Source organism: Martinezella sp. CNPSo 3957 (genome assembly GCF_057784395.1).
Map to the genome: position 1 here is coordinate 240,502 of NZ_JBXSOU010000008.1, position 18,770 is coordinate 259,271.

Genomic DNA, 18,770 nt, shown 5'->3' on the forward strand with positions numbered 1-18,770 from the left:
GATATTTGGAGGGACGCCCGCCACCGGCTTCCTCATAATGAGGAAAGCCCCGGCAAGGCCGGGGCTTTCGCAATTTTTTATTAGACCGAATAGTACATGTCGTATTCGACCGGATGCGGGGTCATTTCGAAGCGCATGACTTCCTGCATCTTCAGTTCGATGAAGGCATCGATCTGATCATCGTCGAAAACGCCACCGGCGGTCAGGAACTTGCGGTCCTTGTCCAGGCTTTCCAGAGCTTCACGTAGCGAGCCGGAGACCGTCGGGATCTTCTTCAGTTCCTTCGGCGGCAGGTCGTAGAGATCCTTGTCCATGGCCTTGCCGGGATGGATCTTGTTCTTGATGCCGTCGAGGCCGGCCATCAGCATGGCGGCGAAACCGAGATAGGGATTGGCCGTCGGGTCAGGGAAGCGAACTTCGACGCGCTTTGCCTTCGGGTTCGAGCCGAACGGGATACGGCAGGAAGCCGAACGGTTGCGAGCCGAATAGGCGAGCAGAACCGGAGCTTCGTAACCCGGAACGAGACGCTTGTAGGAGTTCGTCGACGGGTTGGTGAAGGCATTGATCGCCTTGGCATGCTTGATGATGCCGCCGATGTAATAGAGGCAGGTTTCGGAAAGGCCTGCATATTCGTCGCCGGCAAACGTCGGCTTACCACCCTTCCAGACCGACTGGTGAACGTGCATGCCCGAACCGTTGTCGCCGAAGATCGGCTTCGGCATGAAGGTTGCCGTCTTACCATAAGCATTGGCGACCTGGTGGACGACATACTTGTAGATCTGCATGCCGTCGGCGCTGCGTACCAGCGTGTCGAACTTGATGCCGAGTTCGTGCTGGGCGGCTGCGACTTCATGGTGATGCTTTTCGACGGTAACGCCCATTTCGGTCAGAACCGTCAGCATCTCCGAACGCATGTCCTGGCAGCTGTCGATCGGCGGGACCGGGAAGTAACCGCCCTTGACGCGCGGACGGTGGCCGAGATTGCCGGTTTCATAATCGGTGTCGTCGTTGGACGGCAGTTCGCTCGAATCGAGCTTGAAACCGGTATTGTAGGGATCGGCCTTGTACTTGACGTCATCGAAGACGAAGAATTCGGCTTCCGGGCCGAAGAAGGCGGTGTCGCCGATACCCGAGGCCTTGAGATAGGCTTCGGCTTTCTTGGCAGTGCCGCGCGGATCGCGGTTATAGGATTCGCCAGAGATCGGGTCGAGGATGTCGCAGAGAATGACCATCGTCGACTGCGCGAAGAATGGATCCATGTGGACCGTATCCGGATCGGGCATCAGCACCATGTCGGATTCGTTGATGGCCTTCCAGCCCGCAATCGAGGAGCCGTCGAACATGACACCATCGGCGAACATATCTTCGTCGACACAGACCACATCCATGGTGAGATGCTGCAGCTTGCCCTTCGGATCGGTGAAGCGCAGGTCGACGAACTTGACGTCGTTGTCCTTGATTTGCTTCAAAATTTCGCTTGCAGTCGTCATGAAATTACTTCCCTTGACATAGATGACGATTGAACGAGCCGCGGCCCGAAGGGCCGGGCGGATTAGATGGCGTCGATGCCCGTTTCGCCGGTACGAATTCGGATGACTTCTTCCACGTTGGAAACGAAAATCTTTCCGTCGCCGATGCGCCCTGTTTGCGCGGCCTTGCGGATGGCCTCGATCACCGCCTCCGCATTTTCGTCCGCCAATACAACTTCGACCTTCACCTTCGGCAGGAAGTCGACGACGTATTCGGCGCCACGGTAAAGCTCCGTGTGGCCCTTCTGACGACCGAAGCCCTTCGCTTCCGTGACGGTGATGCCCTGCAGGCCGACTTCCTGAAGGGCTTCCTTCACTTCGTCGAGTTTGAAGGGCTTAATGATCGCTTCGATCTTTTTCATGAGAAAATGTCTCTCCGCTTCTCCTGTTACAGCAGGCCTATTTCCCGCTCGGCCAACGTGATGCACTTATCATGCCAATTGAAAACAAGCCGCCGTAAAAATTCCCGGCGATTTCGCACCGAGACGATGAATTGATGAGGATTTTTCGGGAAAATGGAAGCGATTTCGCGTCGAAATGCGTTGGATAAGCAAAATTTCGCAAAAAAGTGCCGTGCCCGTCATGTTTGTGCTTCAGCAAGGCCTTGAATGTTATCGGCTAATTGTTGTGCAAATGCATATTTATAAACCAAGATGGCCCCCGCAATAGCGGTTGTTTTTGAGGCAGATTTCGCATCTATAATATCCGCCATGATGTTGCCGCTCGCCGATCTGCTTCTCACCCCTGACGCCATGTCTCGCGTTGACCGCGCTGCGGCCGCATCTGGCATTAGCTCTTATGGGCTTATGGAGAAGGCAGGGCAGGCGGTTGCTGCCGCGGCACTTCGGCACTTTCCCGGAGCGCTGCGTTATGTCGTCCTTTGCGGGCCTGGCAATAATGGCGGGGACGGGTACGTGGCGGCGCTGGCACTGCAACAGGCCGGAGCCGACGTACAGCTCTTTCATCTGGGCGATCCGCAGCGGCTCAAGGGGGATGCCGCCCGCGCTTTCGCCGAGTGTTCCATCGATGGCGCCGCAGTCAGTGGTTACGTCCCGATGACTGGAGATGTGGTGATCGACGCAATCTTTGGCGCTGGACTCTCCCGTCCCGTTTCGGATGATGTGGCGGCCATTATTGCACGGGTCAATGAGACCGGCATTCCGGTGATTGCCGTTGACCTGCCCTCAGGCCTCGATGGGCGCAGCGGCCAGATTCTCGGCGCTGCCTTCCGCGCTGTGCGAACGGTGACCTTCATGACGCGCAAGCCGGGACATCTTCTCCTTCCCGGTCGTGACCTTTGCGGCGAGCTTGAGGTTTTCGACATCGGCATTCCCGACCGTATCGTCCGCGCCAATGCCGACCACTCGCTCGCCGAAAACAAGCCGGCACAGTGGCAGGCGGCCATACCCTCGGCAGGCGTCGAGACGCACAAATACAAGCGAGGTCATCTCGTCGTTTTCTCGGGCGGGCCGAACGCGACAGGTGCCGCGCGCATGTCGGCAATGGCGGGCCTGAGGGCTGGGGCAGGGCTCGTCACTATCGCATCGCCCTCGGAGGCTCTGGGGGTTAACGCCAGTTTGTTGACCTCAATCATGCTGCGTGCAGTCGACGACGAAGCTGCTTTACGGAAATGGCTTACCGATCAGCGTCTTTCGACCTTTATTCTCGGGCCGGGCTTCGGCGCCGGCGAGAAGGCACGGCAATTCTGCCTCGCACTTGCGGATCGCCATCTGGTATTGGACGCAGACGGCATCACCTCGTTTCGCGACGAGCCGCAGCGATTGTTCGATGCTTTTGCCGAAGGGCCGACCCGATTGGTGCTGACGCCGCATGAGGGGGAGTTTGGCCGCCTCTTTCCCGATATTGCCGCCGACGAGACATTGAGCAAGATCGACAAGGCGAGGGCAGCAGCAGAGAAAGCCCATGCCGCGATCATCTATAAGGGCGCCGATAGCGTGATCGCCGCCCCCGATGGCAGGGCCTTGATAAATGCGAACGCGCCGCCCTGGCTGGCGACCGCGGGTTCGGGCGATGTGCTTGCCGGCATTGTCGGCGGCCTCATAGCGCGGGGAGCGCCTGCATTCGAAGCCGCCGCGGCCGGCGTCTGGCTGCATGGTCTGGCAGGCCAGCATGCCGGAAAAGGACTGACGGCTGAAGATCTCGTAGCGGTCATCAAGCCGCTATAGAAGCTATTTTGCCACTTCTCGCTGCAATGCGATTGCGCCCGGAGGGGCGTTCACCTTGCCCTCATGGATCATGAAGGCAAAGACATCACGCGGCTCGGCTTTGATTTTGCGCTTAGCATCGATCAGCGGCAGGTCATCCGGCACCTTGCCCGTGGCCCAGGTTTTCAGGCGATCCGCCCAGGCTTTCAGGTCCTTCGGCGGATAGCAGGTCTTGATGTCATCCGAGCCTTTCTGCAGTCGGGCATATACGAAGTCCGCTGTCACGTCGGCGATCATCGGATATTCGAAATGCTCGGCACAGACTGGCGCCACATTATACTTCTCAAGCAGTGCAATGAATTCCGGCACTTTGAAGGAATCGTGCCTGACTTCGACCACATGCCTGAGAGCAAGCCCATCCTGCTTGGCCGGCAGCAGCTTCAGGAAAGCCTCGAAATCATCCGGATCGAATTTCTTCGTCGGTGCGAACTGCCACAGCAGCGGGCCGAGGTGATCGCCGAGCTCGCTGATGCCGGATTCCAGAAACTTCTGCATGGATTCGCCGGATTCGGAGAGGACACGGCGGTTGGTGACGAAACGGGTCGCCTTCAGGGAGAAAATAAAGCCGTCGGGGACATCGGCGGCCCATTTGGCAAACACTTCAGGCTTCTGCGTGCTGTAATAGGTGCCGTTGACCTCGATCACCCTAAGCTGGCGGCTGGCGTAGTTCAGCTCGTCCTTCTGCTTCAGCGTGTCGGGATAGAAAGTCCCGCGCCACGGTTCGAAGGTCCATCCGCCGATACCTGTGCGGATTTCTCCCGCTTTAGTCATTCTCTCCTCCTTGGCCATTCGGCCGGGTCAATCTCACTCCGCCGCCGCAACCTTCTTCACCGGCCGCCGCTCCAGCAACTCTTTCAGGAATTGCCCCGTATAGGAGCGTTTCTCCTTCACGATCGCCTCCGGCGTGCCGACAGCCACGATCTCGCCGCCGCCATCACCGCCTTCAGGACCGAAATCGAGGATCCAGTCGGCAGTCTTGATGACTTCGAGATTGTGCTCGATGACCACGACGGAATTGCCCTGATTGACCAGTTCGTGCAGCATTTCCAGAAGCTTGGCGACATCGTGGAAGTGCAATCCGGTTGTGGGTTCGTCGAGAATGTAGAGCGTGCGGCCCGTCGATCGCTTCGACAATTCCTTGGCTAGCTTGACGCGCTGTGCCTCGCCACCCGATAGCGTATTTGCCTGCTGTCCCACCTTGATATAGCCGAGGCCGACATCCTTCAGGCTCTGCAGCTTGTCTCGCACGGCGGGAACGGCCGCAAAGAAATCGACGCCCTCCTCGACCGTCATGTCGAGCACGTCGGCGATCGACTTGGTCTTGAATGTGACATCGAGCGTCTCGCGATTGTAACGCTTGCCGTGGCAGACGTCGCAGGTGACGTAGACGTCGGGTAGGAAGTGCATCTCGATCTTGATGACGCCATCGCCCTGGCACGCCTCGCAGCGACCGCCCTTGACGTTGAAGGAGAAGCGGCCCGGCTGATAGCCGCGTGCCTTGGCTTCCGGTAAGCCAGCGAACCAGTCGCGGATCGGTGTGAAGGCGCCGGTATAGGTCGCCGGGTTCGAGCGCGGCGTGCGGCCGATCGGTGACTGGTCGATGTCGATCACCTTGTCGATATGCTCGAAACCGTCGATGCGGTCATGATCGGCGGGGATTTCACGGGCGCCCATGACACGCCGCGCCGCCGATTTATACAGCGTCTCGATCAGGAAAGTAGACTTGCCGCCGCCGGACACGCCAGTCACTGCAGTGAAGACACCGAGCGGAATGGACGCCGTGACGTTCTTGAGATTGTTGCCCCTTGCGCCGACGACCTTGATTTCCTTGCCCTTCTTAGGCTTGCGTCGCTCGTCCGGAACCGGCACGCCGAGCTCGCCGGAAAGATATTTACCGGTCAGTGACTTCGGGTTCGCCATGATCTCCTGCGGCGTGCCATGCGCCACCACCTGGCCGCCATGCACGCCGGCCGCGGGGCCGATATCGACAACATCGTCGGCTGTGAGGATCGCGTCCTCGTCGTGCTCGACGACGATGACGGTGTTGCCGATATCCCGCAGATGCTTCAGCGTCTCCAGAAGGCGTGCATTGTCGCGCTGATGCAGGCCGATCGAGGGCTCGTCAAGGACATAGAGAACGCCGGTCAGGCCCGACCCGATCTGTGACGCGAGCCGGATGCGCTGGCTTTCGCCGCCGGACAGCGTGCCGGAATTACGCGACAGGCTCAAATATTCGAGGCCGACATCATTGAGGAAGCGGAGGCGATCGCGGATCTCCTTGAGGATGCGCACCGCGATTTCGTTCTGCTTGTCGGTGAACGTGCCCGGCAGCGCATCGAACCAGTCGCGAGCAACGCGGATCGACATCTCCGCCACCTGGCTGATGTGCAGCTTGTCGATCTTGACCGCCAGAGCCTCCGGCTTCAGGCGATAGCCGTTGCAGGCCGGGCAGGGGGCGGCCGACATGAAGCGTTCGATCTCCTCGCGTGCCCAGGCGGAATCCGTTTCCTTCCAGCGGCGCTCGAGGTTCGGCACGATGCCTTCGAAATTCTTATGCGTGGTGTAGGAACGCGCCCCATCGGCATAGTGGAATTCGATCTTGTCTTCCGTGCCGTTCAGGATCACGTCCTTGGCCTTGTCGGACAGCTCGTTCCAGCGATTGCCGAGCTTGAAGCCGTAATGCTTGCCGAGCGCTTCCAGCGTCTGGTTGTAATAAGGCGAGGTCGACTTGGCCCAGGGAGCGATCGCGCCATCGCGTAGCGTACGTTCCGGCTCCGGCACGATCAGTTCCGGATCGATCTTCTGCTGCGAGCCCAGGCCGTCGCAGGACGGGCAGGCGCCGAAGGGATTGTTGAAGGAGAACAGGCGTGGTTCGATTTCCGGAATGGTGAAGCCGGAAACCGGACAGGCGAACTTCTCCGAGAAGAGCACGCGCTCATGCGTCTCGTTCAGCGACTTATTGGCGGAACCGCCGGCAGCAGTCTCCTCCGGCGGCAGCGGCTTGTCGGCAAATTCCGCGACCGCGAGCCCGTCGGCAAGACGCAGCGATGTCTCGAAGCTGTCGGCGAGACGCGCCGCCATGTCCGGACGCACGACGATACGGTCGACGACCACGTCGATGTCGTGCTTGTATTTCTTGTCGAGCGCCGGCACATCGGCGATCTCGTAGAACTGGCCATCGACCTTGACGCGCTGGAAGCCCTTTTTCATGAGCTCCGCCAGTTCCTTCTTGTATTCGCCCTTACGCCCGCGCACGAGCGGCGCGAGAATATAGAGCCTCGTGCCTTCCTCATAGGCGAGCACGCGGTCGACCATCTGGCTGACGGTTTGGCTCTCGATCGGCAGGCCCGTGACTGGCGAATAGGGAACGCCGACGCGGGCAAACAGCAGACGCATATAGTCGTAGATTTCCGTGACCGTGCCGACCGTCGAGCGCGGATTGCGCGAGGTCGTCTTCTGCTCGATCGAAATCGCCGGCGAGAGGCCGTCGATCTGGTCGACATCAGGCTTCTGCATCATTTCGAGGAACTGCCGCGCATAGGCCGAAAGGCTTTCGACATAGCGGCGCTGGCCCTCGGCATAGATGGTGTCGAAGGCGAGCGACGACTTGCCGGAGCCGGAAAGGCCGGTCATGACGATCAGCTTGTTGCGTGGCAGATCAAGATCGATGCCCTTGAGATTGTGCTCGCGCGCACCACGTATCGAAATAGTCTTCAGTTCGCTCATCGTCGTATGCAGGTCCTTTGGAGTCTGCCTTTATTTAGTGATGTCAGCCCGCGAGTCGAGGCTGAAATGAAGGGATGGAGCCGGGTTTTCGATTCCGTTGACATCATCATAGGGATAAATTAGAACAAATAAAGAACAAAATTATCGCGGCGATTTCTTTGTGGATGAACGGAACCGAGGAGGCCGCATAAATAGCACCTGACGCCTGCTATGGGTTAAGGTGCTCCCCATAGAATTTCAAAGCCGTCGATGGGCGGCAAGCAGGGTGGTATCATGGCCGGTAGTGTGAACAAGGTAATTCTGGTTGGAAATCTCGGGGCGGACCCGGAAATCCGCCGCACGCAGGACGGCCGCCCGATCGCCAACCTCAATATTGCCACGTCGGAAACCTGGCGCGACCGCAATTCCGGCGAGCGCAAGGAAAAGACCGAATGGCACCGCGTCGTCATCTTCAATGAAGGCCTCTGCAAGGTGGCTGAGCAATATCTGAAGAAGGGTGCCAAGGTTTACATCGAGGGCGCGCTGCAAACGCGCAAATGGCAGGATCAGAACGGTCAGGACCGCTACTCGACCGAAGTCGTGCTGCAGGGCTTCAATTCGACCCTGACCATGCTCGATGGCCGCGGCGAGGGCGGCGGTTCCATCGAAGGTGGAAGTCGTGGTGGCCGCGGCGGCGGTGATTTTGGCGGCGACTACGGTGGCGACGACTACGGCCAGTCCCCATCGCAAGGCTCCTCCCGTGGCGGCGGCGGTGGCAACCGTGGTGGCAGCAGCCAGGGCGGCGGCGGCAACTTCTCGCGCGATCTGGATGATGACATCCCGTTCTGAGATAGGCGCAGCTGCTTGATCTTTAAAAGCCCGCTCGTTTGCGGGCTTTTTCATGAAAGCGTGAGCGCTGCCTTTGCCCCATCCACGACGAACTGCGCGGCAAGCGCGGCAAGAATAACCCCGAGCAGCCGGGTGAGAATGGCGCGGCCGGTAGCGCCGAGCATTCGATCGAGCCGGTCTGAAATGGCAAGGGCTGCAAAGACCAGGGCCAGATTGATGGCGATGACGCCGATCAGCTGCGCGCGGTCGAGTGTCGTCTGCAGCGAGCCGGCCAACAGAATGGTGGCCGAGATGGCGCCGGGACCGGCGATCAGGGGCAGGGCGAGGGGAAAGACCGCAATATTGCGGATGTGATCCTTGGTAATGGCGACTTCCGTCGTCTTCTCTTTCCGGTCCTGCCGCCGCTCGAACACCATTTCGAAGGCGATCCAGAACAGCAGCAAGCCGCCGGCAATGCGGAACGCACCGATGGAGATGCCAAGCACACCAAGCACGCTCGCGCCGAACAAAGCGAAGGCCGCCAGGATGAAGAAGGCGATCAGCGAGCCGCGCAGCGCCACCTGCTTGCGCTCCGAACGATTCATGCCTGCCGTAAGTCCGATGAAAAGCGGCGCGAGCCCCGGCGGATCGACAGTGACGAGCAGCGTCGTGAAGGCATTGATCAGCGTATCCGCGCTCGCCATATAGTCCCCGAAGCTTGTTTTATCGCTGTTAGCGAGCATTGTTATGCGAGGAACGGGCTTTCGCAAAGGGTCATGCGCTGGTGTTGATCAGTTTCGCCATGGAAATGTTCGATTCCATGGCTTAAAGGGGCAAAACCTGTTCAAAAACACCGGCCAAAATTGGCGCTCGCCAGGCCTTTCGGCTATAAATTTCGCAGTGATTCTAAAAGAGATCGTGATCTGTTTTGACTGAGCAAACACCACCCGGCGGCGGGAAGCTCCCGCCAGGCATCGAGCCGATTTCCATCATCGAGGAAATGCAGCGGTCGTATCTCGATTACGCCATGAGCGTTATCGTCAGCCGCGCGCTTCCCGACGTTCGCGATGGTTTGAAGCCCGTTCATCGGCGCATTCTCTATGCGGCGCATCAGAGCGGCTATCACTGGAACCGCAAATATGTGAAGTCGGCCCGTCCCGTCGCCGACGTCATGGGTAGCTATCACCCACACGGCGACGCTTCGATCTATGACGCCTTGGTCCGCATGGCGCAGGATTGGTCGATGCGTGTGCCGCTTATCGACGGGCAGGGCAATTTCGGTTCGATTGACGGCGATCCGCCGGCGGCGATGCGCTACACGGAATCCCGCCTGACGAAGGTCGCCCACGAGCTTCTTGAGGATATCGACAAGGAAACGGTCGATTTCCAGGAAAACTATGACGCGACGACGGAAGAACCCAAGGTTCTGCCGGCACGCTTCCCGAACCTGCTCGTCAACGGCTCCGGCGGCATCGCCGTCGGTATGGCGACGAACATTCCGCCGCACAACCTCTCCGAAGTCATCAACGGCTGTATTGCGCTGATCGACAATCCGGCGATCGAGCTGCCTGAGATGATGGAGATCATCCCCGGTCCGGATTTCCCGACCGGCGCGAAGATCCTCGGCCGCGCCGGCATCCGTTCCGCTTATGAGACGGGCCGCGGCTCCGTCGTCATGCGCGGTGTCGCGACCATCGAGCCGATGCGCGGCGATCGCGAGCAGATCATCATCACCGAGGTTCCCTATCAGGTGAACAAGGCGTCGATGATCGAAAAGATGGCCGAACTGGTGCGCGAGAAGCGCATCGAGGGCATCTCGGACCTGCGCGATGAGTCCGACCGCCAGGGCTATCGCGTCGTCGTAGAGCTGAAGCGCGACGCCAATGCCGACGTCATCCTGAACCAGCTTTACCGCTATACGCCGCTGCAGACCTCCTTCGGCTGCAATATGGTGGCGCTGAACGGCGGCAAGCCCGAGCTGATGAACCTGATGGACATGCTGCGCGCTTTCGTGGCTTTCCGCGAGGAAGTCATCAGCCGCCGCACGAAGTATCTGCTGCGCAAGGCGCGCGATCGCGCTCACGTCTTGGTCGGTCTGGCGATTGCCGTCGCCAATATCGATGAAGTCATCCGCGTCATTCGCCAGGCGCCGGATCCGCAATCGGCCCGAGAAGAGCTGATGACGCGCCGCTGGAATGCGGCGGACGTCGAATCTCTTATCCGGCTAATCGACGACCCCCGCCATCGCATCAACGAAGACGGCACCTACAACCTCTCCGAAGAGCAGGCGCGCGCCATTCTCGAACTGCGTCTGGCACGCCTGACCGCTCTCGGCCGTGACGAAATCGATGAAGAGCTCAATCAGATCGGTGCGGAAATCAAGGACTATCTTGATATTCTCTCGTCACGTGCCCGCATCCAAACCATTGTAAAAGAAGAGCTTGCCGCGGTTCGCGACGAGTTCGGAACGCCGCGCCGCACCGAGATCGTCGATGGCGGTCTCGAGATGGACGATGAGGATCTCATCGCCCGCGAGGATATGGTCGTCACCGTTTCTCATCTCGGCTACATCAAGCGCGTGCCGCTGACCACCTACCGTGCGCAGCGCCGCGGCGGCAAGGGCCGCTCGGGAATGACCACCCGTGATGAGGATTTCGTTACCCGGCTATTCGTTCTCAATACACATACGCCGGTCCTGTTCTTCTCGTCTCGCGGTATCGTCTACAAGGAAAAGGTCTGGCGTCTCCCGATCGGCACTCCGACATCGCGCGGCAAGGCACTGATCAACATGCTGCCGCTGGAGCCCGGCGAACGCATCACCACGATCATGCCGTTGCCGGAAGACGAGAGCACCTGGGACAATCTCGACGTCATGTTCACGACGACGCGCGGAACCGTGCGCCGCAACAAGCTGTCGGATTTCGTGCAGGTGAACCGCAACGGCAAGATCGCCATGAAGCTGGAGGAGGAGGGCGATGAAATCCTCTCCGTCGAGACCTGCACCGAACATGACGACGTGCTGATGACGACGGCGCTCGGCCAGTGCATCCGCTTCTCCGTATCGGATGTGCGTGTCTTTGCCGGCCGCAATTCGATCGGCGTTCGCGGTATCACGCTTGCACCAGGGGATCGCATCATTTCGATGACGATCGTCCGGCATGTGGATGCCGAGCCGTGGGAGCGCGCAGCCTATCTCAAGCGCTCCGTCAGCGAGCGCCGCTCCGCGACGGGTGACGACGAGGAGATTGCACTGGTCGGTGAAGAAGTCACCGAAGAGGGACAGCTCGGCGACGAGCGCTACGAAGAACTCAAGGCGCTCGAGCAGTTCATCCTGACGGTTTCGGAAAAGGGCTTCGGCAAGCGGTCGTCCTCTTACGATTTCCGCATCTCCGGCCGCGGCGGCAAGGGTATCCGCGCCACCGACACGTCGAAGACGGGCGAGATCGGCGAACTCGTGGCCGCCTTCCCGGTCGAGGATGGCGATCAGATCATGCTCGTCTCGGATGGCGGTCAGCTGATCCGTGTGCCAGTCGGCGGCATCCGCGTCGCCAGCCGCGCCACTAAGGGCGTCACCATCTTCTCTACTGCAAAGGACGAGAAAGTCGTATCCGTCGAGCGTATCAGCGAGCCGGAAGGCGACGAGGATGATGCTTCGGCAGCCGAAGACGATGCTGTTGGCGGTGATGCCGGAGATGCCGGCAACGAGGGTGGCAGCGAAGAATAGTCTTCGCTGTGCCCGCTTGGAGAGCAGTGGGGCTGGGCTGGCCTATCTGCACGCTGAAGGTTTTCGATCGCCTGAGCTTGGCAACAAGCTCAGGCGATTGTCATTTGGAGCAGAGCGCACAGGATCTGGCGGCCGCTTCCTAACCCTTTATTCCGGGCGTTCGTTATTTTGCGAAAAAGCCGGAAGAACCTCCAGGCTTTCCCGCTCAAGCTGTGCGAAAACCTCGTCATAACCAAAGCGGAAATGCCAGCCGAGGACCGCGCCAGCAGATTTCGATGCGTAGATGCGATCGATTCTGTCAGGCAGCGGCCAGTTTCGTTGTGCAAATTTCGCGGCAAGGGCGGGGGCGCGCAGTTGGATGATGGAGGCGGCATCGGTCGCGAGCGCTTCGCAGTCTTCTGGTTTAAATAGCGTGCCGGCGGAAACGATATGTCGTTGAAAATCTTTGCCGCCGTTGGTCAGCGCTGCGACATGGGCATCCGCAGCATCGCGGATATCGACGCCGCGATGCAGGCGATGAACAGCCATCACATTGGCTGCTTCTGGAAAACTTCGAGACATGCGTAAAACGCGGACCTGCAAATCCGGGCCAGTCATGCCTTTAAGGAGCTGTTCGGCTTCCAGTTTCGTGCGGTGATAGATGCTTTTCGGTTGCGGTGCGGCGTCTTCATCGACCCATGTGCAATGACCGGGAACGACCGCCCGACCATAAAGTGCGGTCGTACTGGTAAACACCAGTCGTTTCACGCCGGCAGCCAGCGCCGCTTCCGCCAGCCGCCGTGTCCCGTCCACATTGATGCGGCGAAATTCGTCCTCGGAAACCGCGCCGACATGAGGTGCGTGCAGGGCCGCGCAATGAATGACCGCATCCGCGCCCGTCAGCGCCTGGCGTAGCAACGCCGCATCGGTAAAATCTCCGAGGAGATGCGTCGTCGAAAACGGCGAACGATCGATGCCTATCACCCTATGGCTTGGCGCCAGCGCATTAAAGATCGCCCGGCCAAGTCGCCCGGAGCTGCCTGTCAGGACAATGCGCATCTTGATCCCTCGATGAACCACGATCACCATAGCATGATTGAAGCAGCTGGCGCGCTTCCTCTTCCAAAATCATGCTTTTGCGTCTTGGCAGCAGGGCCTAGGGGAAGCGCCGGGACCATAAGGGCAATAAAAAAACCGGACGCTGGCGGGGAAAGCGTCCGGTTCAGGGTCCATCCGAGCATATGTGGCGGGGAGGCGCTCGGTACGCGGAGATCAGAGCGTCTTGTGACGCTTATGCAGCCTCTTGCTCTCTTCGCTTTCGCGATGAAGCGCCGAAATGGTGGATGCGACTGACACGACAAACATGATGCTGATGAAAATTGTAAGCAGCGTCAAAATTGTGAACATGATCGCTCCCTCCTTAGGTGGGACTAGCGTTCAGATCCCTTAGTACTGGCTCGAGGCAACGAAGGGACGAGCCGAAGCAAAGGGACCGTAGATCTTCGACTGGTCGGGTTTCTGATCGTAAAGTGCAACGGTTGCTGCAAGCATTCCCGAAATCATGGCCATCCAAACAACGTTAATAAGGGTGATCTTGTCGGGCATACTCTTCTTCCTTCTTGCCGCAATGTGCAATCTGAGTTTCGGACTGTTAACGCGGCGTTTTCCAAATGGTTCCGCCGATATTGAGAGCTATCTAGCAATGCGTGCCTGAAGCGACCTTGAATGCCTTGTTCATCTGGCGTTCAGATTCGCGATGCGTCTTGCGCATGGCAGTGGCGATTTCTTGGGCAAAATTGATATCTTTGCCGTTTTCCGAGGCGGAATCCCATTCGATCTCATAATTGTCGGAGAAAACATGAACGAGGTATTCGACGAAAAATGAACCGATGATGGCGCCTGCGATGATGAAGACGAGCATGGCATGATGTCCCTGAAACCGAGATCGGCGAGCCGTTGAACCAGGCCCGTTTCGATGTTGATGCCAGTAAATCATTGTCGAGCTGAAACAGGCTTGAACGGCGTATTCATCTGCAGTTCAGAGGCTGCCGCCGGGTTGCAAATCACTTGCGATACGGCCTCATCCATGACAAAAGGCGTCGAAACAACGAGCCGGCTTGATAATGACGACAGCCTTCTATCCAGGGTCCTTCGACCCGATGACCAACGGACATCTGGATGTCCTCGTGCAGGCGTTGAATGTCGCCGCCAAGGTGATCGTCGCGATCGGCATTCATCCGGGCAAGAAGCCGCTTTTCTCTTTCGAGGAGCGGGCGGAGCTGATCCGCAGATCGCTCGGTGAGGCTCTGCCGCAGAAGGCAGGCGATATTTCCATCGTCGCTTTCGACAATCTGGTCGTCGATGCCGCCCGCGCCCATGGCGCCACCTTGCTGGTGCGTGGCCTGCGCGACGGCACCGATCTTGACTATGAAATGCAGATGGCCGGCATGAACAGGCAGATGGCGCCGGATATCCAGACGCTGTTTCTGCCCGCCGGCACAGCCTCGCGGCCTATAACCGCCACATTGGTGCGGCAGATCGCATCCATGGGCGGCGATGTCAGCGCCTTCGTGCCGTCGGCGGTTCTGGAAGCGCTGAACGGCAAACTCAAAAATAAGGCCAGCGGCAACAGCTGAGCCGAAATCCAATCCCGAACGGAGCATCCATGAAACTCTTTCATATTGCATTGGCAGGATTCCTGAGCCTTGCCGCCTTCGCAGGCAGCGCGTTCTCGGCCGCAGCCGCAGATCTTTTGACCATCCAGCTCAAGGACGGCCCGGTGGTTATCCAGCTGATGCCGGAAGTTGCTCCGAAGCACGTCGCGCAGATCGAAGCGCTGGCGAAGAAGGGCGCTTACGACAACGTCGTGTTCCATCGCGTCATCGATGGCTTCATGGCTCAGACGGGCGACGTTCAGTATGGTAACGCCTCTAAGGGCTTTGATCCGAACAAGGCCGGCACCGGCGGTTCCGATCTGCCGAACCTTCCGGCCGAATTCTCCAAGGTTCCGTTCACGCGCGGCGTTGTCGGTATGGCGCGTGCCCAAGACCCGAACTCCGCCAACTCGCAGTTCTTCATCATGTTCGCCGACGGCGCTTTCCTGAACGGCCAGTACACGGTCGTCGGCAAGGTCATCTCGGGCATGGAGCTCGTCGACAAGATCAAACGTGGCGAAGGCCAGAACGGCGAAGTGAGCAATCCAGACAAGATGGTCAAGGTTACCGTCACAAAGAAATAATTCCAAAGCAAACAGAGAGAACAAGGAAACGAACATGGCTGAGATCAAGGATCCAGAAAACACCCTCATCCTGGAAACCACCAAGGGCCAGGTTGTCATTCAGCTTCTGCCGCAGGTCGCTCCGGAGCATGTTGCCCGCATCAAGGAATTGGCGCGCGAAAAGGCTTATGACAACGTTGTTTTCCATCGCGTCATCGACGGGTTCATGGCTCAGACCGGTGATGTCGAGCATGGCAAGGTTGGCGGCAACACCGCCCGCGCCGGCACCGGCGGCTCGTCCAAGCCTGACCTGAAGGCTGAGTTCTCCGCAACTCCGCACGTTCGCGGTACGTGCTCGATGGCTCGTTCGCAGAACCCGAACTCGGCCAACTCGCAGTTCTTCATCTGCTTCACCGATGCACCTTGGCTGAACAAGCAGTACTCCGTTTGGGGTCAGGTCATCTCAGGCATGGAATTTGTTGACCAGATCAAGCGCGGCGAGCCGGTAAAGGATCCGGATTCGATCGTCTCCGCGCGGGTTGCCGCCGACGTCTGATCGTGATTATTCCTGAAACCCGCCTCTTGCGCCTTTGGCGTGAGGGGCGGGTTTCGCTTTGCCTGGATGAGCTGCCTGGACCAATTGAATGCGTGTTGACCTTTTCGATTTCGATCTGCCGGAGGAGCGTATCGCGCTCAGGCCTGCCGAGCCGCGCGACAGCGCGCGTCTGCTTGTCGTCGATCCGAACAATGGCTCGCATACGCTGAGCGACTATCAGATACGGGATCTGCCATCCTTCCTGCGCCCAGGCGACGCTGTGGTCTTCAACGATACCAAGGTGATCCCGGCACAGCTGGAAGGCATTCGTCACCGCGAAGGTGCGCCCGGCCAGCAGGTCTCAGCGACCTTGCATATGCGCGCGGCGCCCGATCGCTGGAAGGCGTTTGCCAAGCCCGGCAAGCGTATCAAGATCGGCGATCGCATCCAGTTCGGTCACGGCGAAAATGTCTGCGCGCTCGGTTCGCTCGACGCCACTGTCGAGGAAAAGGGCGAGGGCGGCGAGATTACCCTGCGGTTCGATCTATCCGGTCCCGCTCTCGATGAGGCGATTGCCAGCGTTGGGCATATTCCGCTGCCACCTTACATCGCGGCGAAGCGCCCCGAAGACGAGCGTGATCGCGCCGACTATCAGACGATTTATGCGCGTGAAGAGGGCGCGGTCGCAGCGCCCACCGCCGGCCTGCACTTCACGCCATCCTTATTTGCCGCGCTCGATGCCATGGGCGTCGAGCGGCATTTTGTGACGCTGCATGTCGGCGCCGGCACCTTCCTGCCGGTCAAGGCCGACGATACCGATGACCACAAGATGCATTTCGAGATCGGCTATGTCGATGCCGCCACCGCCGAGAAGCTCAACGCCGTCAAGGCGAGGGGTGGGCGCATCGTCTGCGTCGGCACCACCTCGCTGCGACTGATCGAAAGCGCCGCCGCTGACGACGGCATCATCCAGCCCTGGCAAGGCGCTACCGGCATTTTCATTACGCCCGGCTACCGCTTCAAGGCCGTTGATATGCTGATGACCAATTTCCACTTGCCGCGCTCGACCCTGTTCATGCTCGTATCGGCCTTTGCCGGCCTCGATACGATGCGCGCGGCCTATACCCATGCTATCGAGACGGGCTATCGCTTCTATTCCTATGGCGATGGCAGCCTGCTCCACCGGAAAGACTAGGACGAAATGAGCGAGAGCTTTCAGTTTCAATTGAAGAAGACCGATGGCGGCGCCCGCCTCGGCGAAGTTTCCATGCCGCGCGGGACCATCCGCACGCCGGCCTTCATGCCCGTCGGCACGGTCGGCACGGTCAAGGCGATGTATCTCGACCAGGTGCGCGAGACGGGCGCCGACATCATCCTCGGCAATACTTATCACCTGATGCTGCGCCCGACGGCCGAGCGCGTCGCCCGCCTCGGCGGTCTGCATCAGTTGATCCGCTGGCCGCATCCGATCCTGACCGATTCCGGCGGCTTCCAGGTGATGTCGCTATCCGGTCTGCGTAAACTCGATGAGCAGGGCGTCACCTTCAAATCGCATGTCGACGGCAGCTTGCATCACATGTCGCCGGAGCGATCGATCGAGATCCAGGGATTGCTCGGCTCCGATATCCAGATGCAGCTCGACGAATGCGTCGCTCTGCCGGCAACGCCGAAAGAAATCGAGCGCGCCATGGAAATGTCGCTGCGTTGGGCGGAGCGTTGCAAGGTTGCCTTCGGCAACCAGCCCGGGAAGGCGATGTTCGGCATCGTCCAGGGTGGCGACGTGCCGGAGCTGCGCGTCCGCTCCGCACAGGCGTTGAGCGGTATGGACCTGAAGGGCTATGCGGTCGGCGGCCTTGCCGTCGGCGAGCCGCAGGAAGTCATGCTGCGCATGCTTGAGATCACCTTGCCGGAACTGCCGACGGAGAAGCCACGCTACCTGATGGGCGTCGGCACGCCCGACGACATCCTGAAGTCCGTCGCCCGCGGCATCGACATGTTCGATTGCGTGATGCCGACCCGTTCGGGTCGTCATGGATTGGCCTTTACGCGCCGCGGCAAGGTGAATATCCGCAATGCCCGCCACGCTGAAGACATGCGGCCGCTGGACGAACAGTCCAATTGCCCGGCTTCGCGCGATTATTCCCGCGCCTATCTGCATCACCTCGTCCGTGCTAACGAAGCGCTCGGCGGCATGCTGCTCTCCTGGCACAATCTTGCCTACTATCAGGAATTGATGCAGGGCATTCGCCAGGCGATCGCCGAAGGCCGCTTTGCCGATTTCATGGCCGAGACGCAGGAAAACTGGGCGAGGGGTGATCTCGAGCCCGTTTGATTCAGCGACGACGAGGATGCGCCACGCGATCTTGCTCCAGTGGCGGTTTCGCGCTAACAGAAGCGTGTCGAAAAAGGCAGGGTTGGTTTCGGTAGGCCCAACCCCTTCCGGTTTGGAAGTTCTGCTCCTAGCCATTGGCGATGAGAGCCCGCGACGCGGAACTTGACCATTGTGGTCGAGTGTCTCGCGTTGGCGTGGGCCGGGATCGACCGACATGTCTCCGCGGGAATGCCTTTTGGAGCTGTCATGAGACTGAACCACCTAGATCTGCATGTTCCCGATGTCGCCGCGACTCGGGAATTTTTTGTTTCGGTATTCGGCCTGACGGAGGTGGAAACGCGGGGCGCAAATGGCCTTGCCATCCTTCGCGACGACGCCGGACTTGAACTTGTCATCAGCCGGCCTGTCGAGAAATTCGGTGGTGCCGATAGCGTCTCCATCGGTCGCAACACCTATCACATCGGCTTCATGCAGCCGTCTCGAGAGGCGGTCGATCTTCTGTTCGAGCGAGCAAAGTCGAGCGGCTGCGAGATTTGGAAGCCACCGTCGGCCATACGTGGCAATTGGTCGTTTTATTGTTTCGCACCGGGGCGAATCCTCGTCGAAGTCGGCTGGCGCATGGACCTTGCGCTGTTGGTAAATCATTTATTATCGATTGATTGCTATCCTTAACGAACATCATTTTGAGCCGGCTGG

At 59.4% G+C, this 18,770-nt stretch carries 19 protein-coding genes; 9 read left to right on the top strand and 10 right to left on the bottom strand.

The genetic code is table 11. The features are described 5' to 3' along the window. Positions 1 to 80: 80 nt before the first annotated feature. The 3 genes from glnA to AC13QE_RS20010 form a co-directional block, all read right to left on the bottom strand. Positions 81 to 1,490 carry a type I glutamate--ammonia ligase gene (gene glnA, locus AC13QE_RS20000; RefSeq protein WP_132716564.1) on the bottom strand — a complete coding sequence of 470 codons (1,410 nt, stop codon included), beginning with the start codon at positions 1,488 to 1,490 and terminating at the stop codon, positions 81 to 83. A 62-nt stretch (positions 1,491 to 1,552) separates the two neighbouring features. Next, positions 1,553 to 1,891 (bottom strand): P-II family nitrogen regulator, encoded by a 339-nt coding sequence (locus AC13QE_RS20005; RefSeq protein ID WP_015339877.1) that lies wholly within the window; start codon positions 1,889 to 1,891, stop codon positions 1,553 to 1,555. 218 nt (positions 1,892 to 2,109) lie between these two features. After that, on the bottom strand, positions 2,110 to 2,241 hold the full coding sequence (locus AC13QE_RS20010; protein ID WP_488484958.1) for a hypothetical protein: 132 nt from the start codon (positions 2,239 to 2,241) through the stop codon (positions 2,110 to 2,112). On the opposite strand from AC13QE_RS20010, the gene AC13QE_RS20015 reads away from it, so the two are divergent. Next, entirely contained in the window at positions 2,240 to 3,715 is a 1,476-nt protein-coding gene (locus tag AC13QE_RS20015; protein WP_488484959.1) for an NAD(P)H-hydrate dehydratase, read from the top strand. The genes AC13QE_RS20010 and AC13QE_RS20015 overlap by 2 nt on opposite strands. A gap of 3 nt (positions 3,716 to 3,718) precedes the next feature. Here AC13QE_RS20015 and AC13QE_RS20020 read toward each other — a convergent pair whose 3' ends face one another. Continuing rightward, on the bottom strand, positions 3,719 to 4,525 hold the full coding sequence (locus AC13QE_RS20020; RefSeq protein WP_488484960.1) for a DUF72 domain-containing protein: 807 nt from the start codon (positions 4,523 to 4,525) through the stop codon (positions 3,719 to 3,721). A gap of 33 nt (positions 4,526 to 4,558) precedes the next feature. Beyond that, positions 4,559 to 7,480 (bottom strand): excinuclease ABC subunit UvrA, encoded by a 2,922-nt coding sequence (uvrA, locus tag AC13QE_RS20025; protein WP_112610291.1) that lies wholly within the window; start codon positions 7,478 to 7,480, stop codon positions 4,559 to 4,561. A 273-nt stretch (positions 7,481 to 7,753) separates the two neighbouring features. On the opposite strand from uvrA, the gene AC13QE_RS20030 reads away from it, so the two are divergent. Next, complete coding sequence (locus AC13QE_RS20030; protein ID WP_488484961.1) at positions 7,754 to 8,308, top strand: single-stranded DNA-binding protein; 555 nt, start codon at positions 7,754 to 7,756, stop codon at positions 8,306 to 8,308. Positions 8,309 to 8,358: 50 nt separating this feature from the next. Here AC13QE_RS20030 and AC13QE_RS20035 read toward each other — a convergent pair whose 3' ends face one another. Continuing rightward, complete coding sequence (locus AC13QE_RS20035; protein WP_041677886.1) at positions 8,359 to 8,991, bottom strand: MarC family protein; 633 nt, start codon at positions 8,989 to 8,991, stop codon at positions 8,359 to 8,361. Positions 8,992 to 9,215: 224 nt separating this feature from the next. On the opposite strand from AC13QE_RS20035, the gene gyrA reads away from it, so the two are divergent. Next, complete coding sequence (gene gyrA, locus AC13QE_RS20040) at positions 9,216 to 12,011, top strand: DNA gyrase subunit A (RefSeq protein ID WP_488484962.1); 2,796 nt, start codon at positions 9,216 to 9,218, stop codon at positions 12,009 to 12,011. Positions 12,012 to 12,158: 147 nt separating this feature from the next. Here gyrA and AC13QE_RS20045 read toward each other — a convergent pair whose 3' ends face one another. From AC13QE_RS20045 to AC13QE_RS20060, 4 genes are all read right to left on the bottom strand, one after another. Then, entirely contained in the window at positions 12,159 to 13,049 is an 891-nt protein-coding gene (locus AC13QE_RS20045) for an NAD-dependent epimerase/dehydratase family protein (RefSeq protein ID WP_488484963.1), read from the bottom strand. 213 nt (positions 13,050 to 13,262) lie between these two features. After that, on the bottom strand, positions 13,263 to 13,397 hold the full coding sequence (locus tag AC13QE_RS20050) for a hypothetical protein (protein ID WP_015339885.1): 135 nt from the start codon (positions 13,395 to 13,397) through the stop codon (positions 13,263 to 13,265). Positions 13,398 to 13,436: 39 nt separating this feature from the next. Further along, complete coding sequence (locus AC13QE_RS20055; protein WP_015339886.1) at positions 13,437 to 13,595, bottom strand: hypothetical protein; 159 nt, start codon at positions 13,593 to 13,595, stop codon at positions 13,437 to 13,439. A 91-nt stretch (positions 13,596 to 13,686) separates the two neighbouring features. Continuing rightward, on the bottom strand, positions 13,687 to 13,911 hold the full coding sequence (locus AC13QE_RS20060; RefSeq protein ID WP_488484964.1) for a hypothetical protein: 225 nt from the start codon (positions 13,909 to 13,911) through the stop codon (positions 13,687 to 13,689). A 202-nt stretch (positions 13,912 to 14,113) separates the two neighbouring features. On the opposite strand from AC13QE_RS20060, the gene coaD reads away from it, so the two are divergent. The 6 genes from coaD to AC13QE_RS20090 all read left to right on the top strand — a co-directional run bounded on the left by coaD (position 14,114) and on the right by AC13QE_RS20090 (position 18,746). Then, a complete protein-coding gene (gene coaD, locus AC13QE_RS20065; protein ID WP_132716571.1) occupies positions 14,114 to 14,626 on the top strand; it encodes a pantetheine-phosphate adenylyltransferase in 513 nt (170 codons plus the stop codon). 29 nt (positions 14,627 to 14,655) lie between these two features. Then, the gene (locus AC13QE_RS20070) at positions 14,656 to 15,228 is read left to right on the top strand and encodes a peptidylprolyl isomerase (RefSeq protein ID WP_015339889.1); all 573 of its coding nucleotides are present in this window, start codon (positions 14,656 to 14,658) and stop codon (positions 15,226 to 15,228) included. A 34-nt stretch (positions 15,229 to 15,262) separates the two neighbouring features. Beyond that, on the top strand, positions 15,263 to 15,763 hold the full coding sequence (locus AC13QE_RS20075; RefSeq protein WP_015339890.1) for a peptidylprolyl isomerase: 501 nt from the start codon (positions 15,263 to 15,265) through the stop codon (positions 15,761 to 15,763). 88 nt (positions 15,764 to 15,851) lie between these two features. Further along, positions 15,852 to 16,937: a tRNA preQ1(34) S-adenosylmethionine ribosyltransferase-isomerase QueA gene (queA, locus tag AC13QE_RS20080; RefSeq protein WP_488484965.1), complete on the top strand. Its 1,086-nt coding sequence runs from the start codon at positions 15,852 to 15,854 to the stop codon at positions 16,935 to 16,937. Between the two features lie 6 nt (positions 16,938 to 16,943). Then, positions 16,944 to 18,074, top strand: coding sequence for a tRNA guanosine(34) transglycosylase Tgt (gene tgt, locus AC13QE_RS20085; protein WP_112400629.1), 1,131 nt, complete (start codon positions 16,944 to 16,946; stop codon positions 18,072 to 18,074). A 246-nt stretch (positions 18,075 to 18,320) separates the two neighbouring features. Next, entirely contained in the window at positions 18,321 to 18,746 is a 426-nt protein-coding gene (locus AC13QE_RS20090; protein ID WP_488485013.1) for a VOC family protein, read from the top strand. Positions 18,747 to 18,770 lie beyond the last annotated feature (24 nt).

Excerpts from the sequence above, each read along its gene's own strand:
- queA (WP_488484965.1), top strand. The coding sequence starts at position 15,852 with ATGCGTGTTGACCTTTTCGATTTCGATCTGCCGGAGGAGCGTATCGCG.
- AC13QE_RS20075 (WP_015339890.1), top strand. The coding sequence starts at position 15,263 with ATGGCTGAGATCAAGGATCCAGAAAACACCCTCATCCTGGAAACCACC.
- tgt (WP_112400629.1), top strand. The coding sequence starts at position 16,944 with ATGAGCGAGAGCTTTCAGTTTCAATTGAAGAAGACCGATGGCGGCGCC.
- AC13QE_RS20015 (WP_488484959.1), top strand. The coding sequence starts at position 2,240 with ATGATGTTGCCGCTCGCCGATCTGCTTCTCACCCCTGACGCCATGTCT.
- AC13QE_RS20005 (WP_015339877.1), bottom strand. The coding sequence starts at position 1,891 with ATGAAAAAGATCGAAGCGATCATTAAGCCCTTCAAACTCGACGAAGTG.
- uvrA (WP_112610291.1), bottom strand. The coding sequence starts at position 7,480 with ATGAGCGAACTGAAGACTATTTCGATACGTGGTGCGCGCGAGCACAAT.
- AC13QE_RS20010 (WP_488484958.1), bottom strand. The coding sequence starts at position 2,241 with ATGGCGGATATTATAGATGCGAAATCTGCCTCAAAAACAACCGCTATT.
- AC13QE_RS20070 (WP_015339889.1), top strand. The coding sequence starts at position 14,656 with ATGAAACTCTTTCATATTGCATTGGCAGGATTCCTGAGCCTTGCCGCC.
- AC13QE_RS20045 (WP_488484963.1), bottom strand. The coding sequence starts at position 13,049 with ATGCGCATTGTCCTGACAGGCAGCTCCGGGCGACTTGGCCGGGCGATC.
- AC13QE_RS20055 (WP_015339886.1), bottom strand. The coding sequence starts at position 13,595 with ATGCCCGACAAGATCACCCTTATTAACGTTGTTTGGATGGCCATGATT.
- AC13QE_RS20020 (WP_488484960.1), bottom strand. The coding sequence starts at position 4,525 with ATGACTAAAGCGGGAGAAATCCGCACAGGTATCGGCGGATGGACCTTC.
- AC13QE_RS20090 (WP_488485013.1), top strand. The coding sequence starts at position 18,321 with ATGAGACTGAACCACCTAGATCTGCATGTTCCCGATGTCGCCGCGACT.
- coaD (WP_132716571.1), top strand. The coding sequence starts at position 14,114 with ATGACGACAGCCTTCTATCCAGGGTCCTTCGACCCGATGACCAACGGA.
- AC13QE_RS20035 (WP_041677886.1), bottom strand. The coding sequence starts at position 8,991 with ATGGCGAGCGCGGATACGCTGATCAATGCCTTCACGACGCTGCTCGTC.
- AC13QE_RS20050 (WP_015339885.1), bottom strand. The coding sequence starts at position 13,397 with ATGTTCACAATTTTGACGCTGCTTACAATTTTCATCAGCATCATGTTT.
- glnA (WP_132716564.1), bottom strand. The coding sequence starts at position 1,490 with ATGACGACTGCAAGCGAAATTTTGAAGCAAATCAAGGACAACGACGTC.
- AC13QE_RS20030 (WP_488484961.1), top strand. The coding sequence starts at position 7,754 with ATGGCCGGTAGTGTGAACAAGGTAATTCTGGTTGGAAATCTCGGGGCG.
- AC13QE_RS20060 (WP_488484964.1), bottom strand. The coding sequence starts at position 13,911 with ATGCTCGTCTTCATCATCGCAGGCGCCATCATCGGTTCATTTTTCGTC.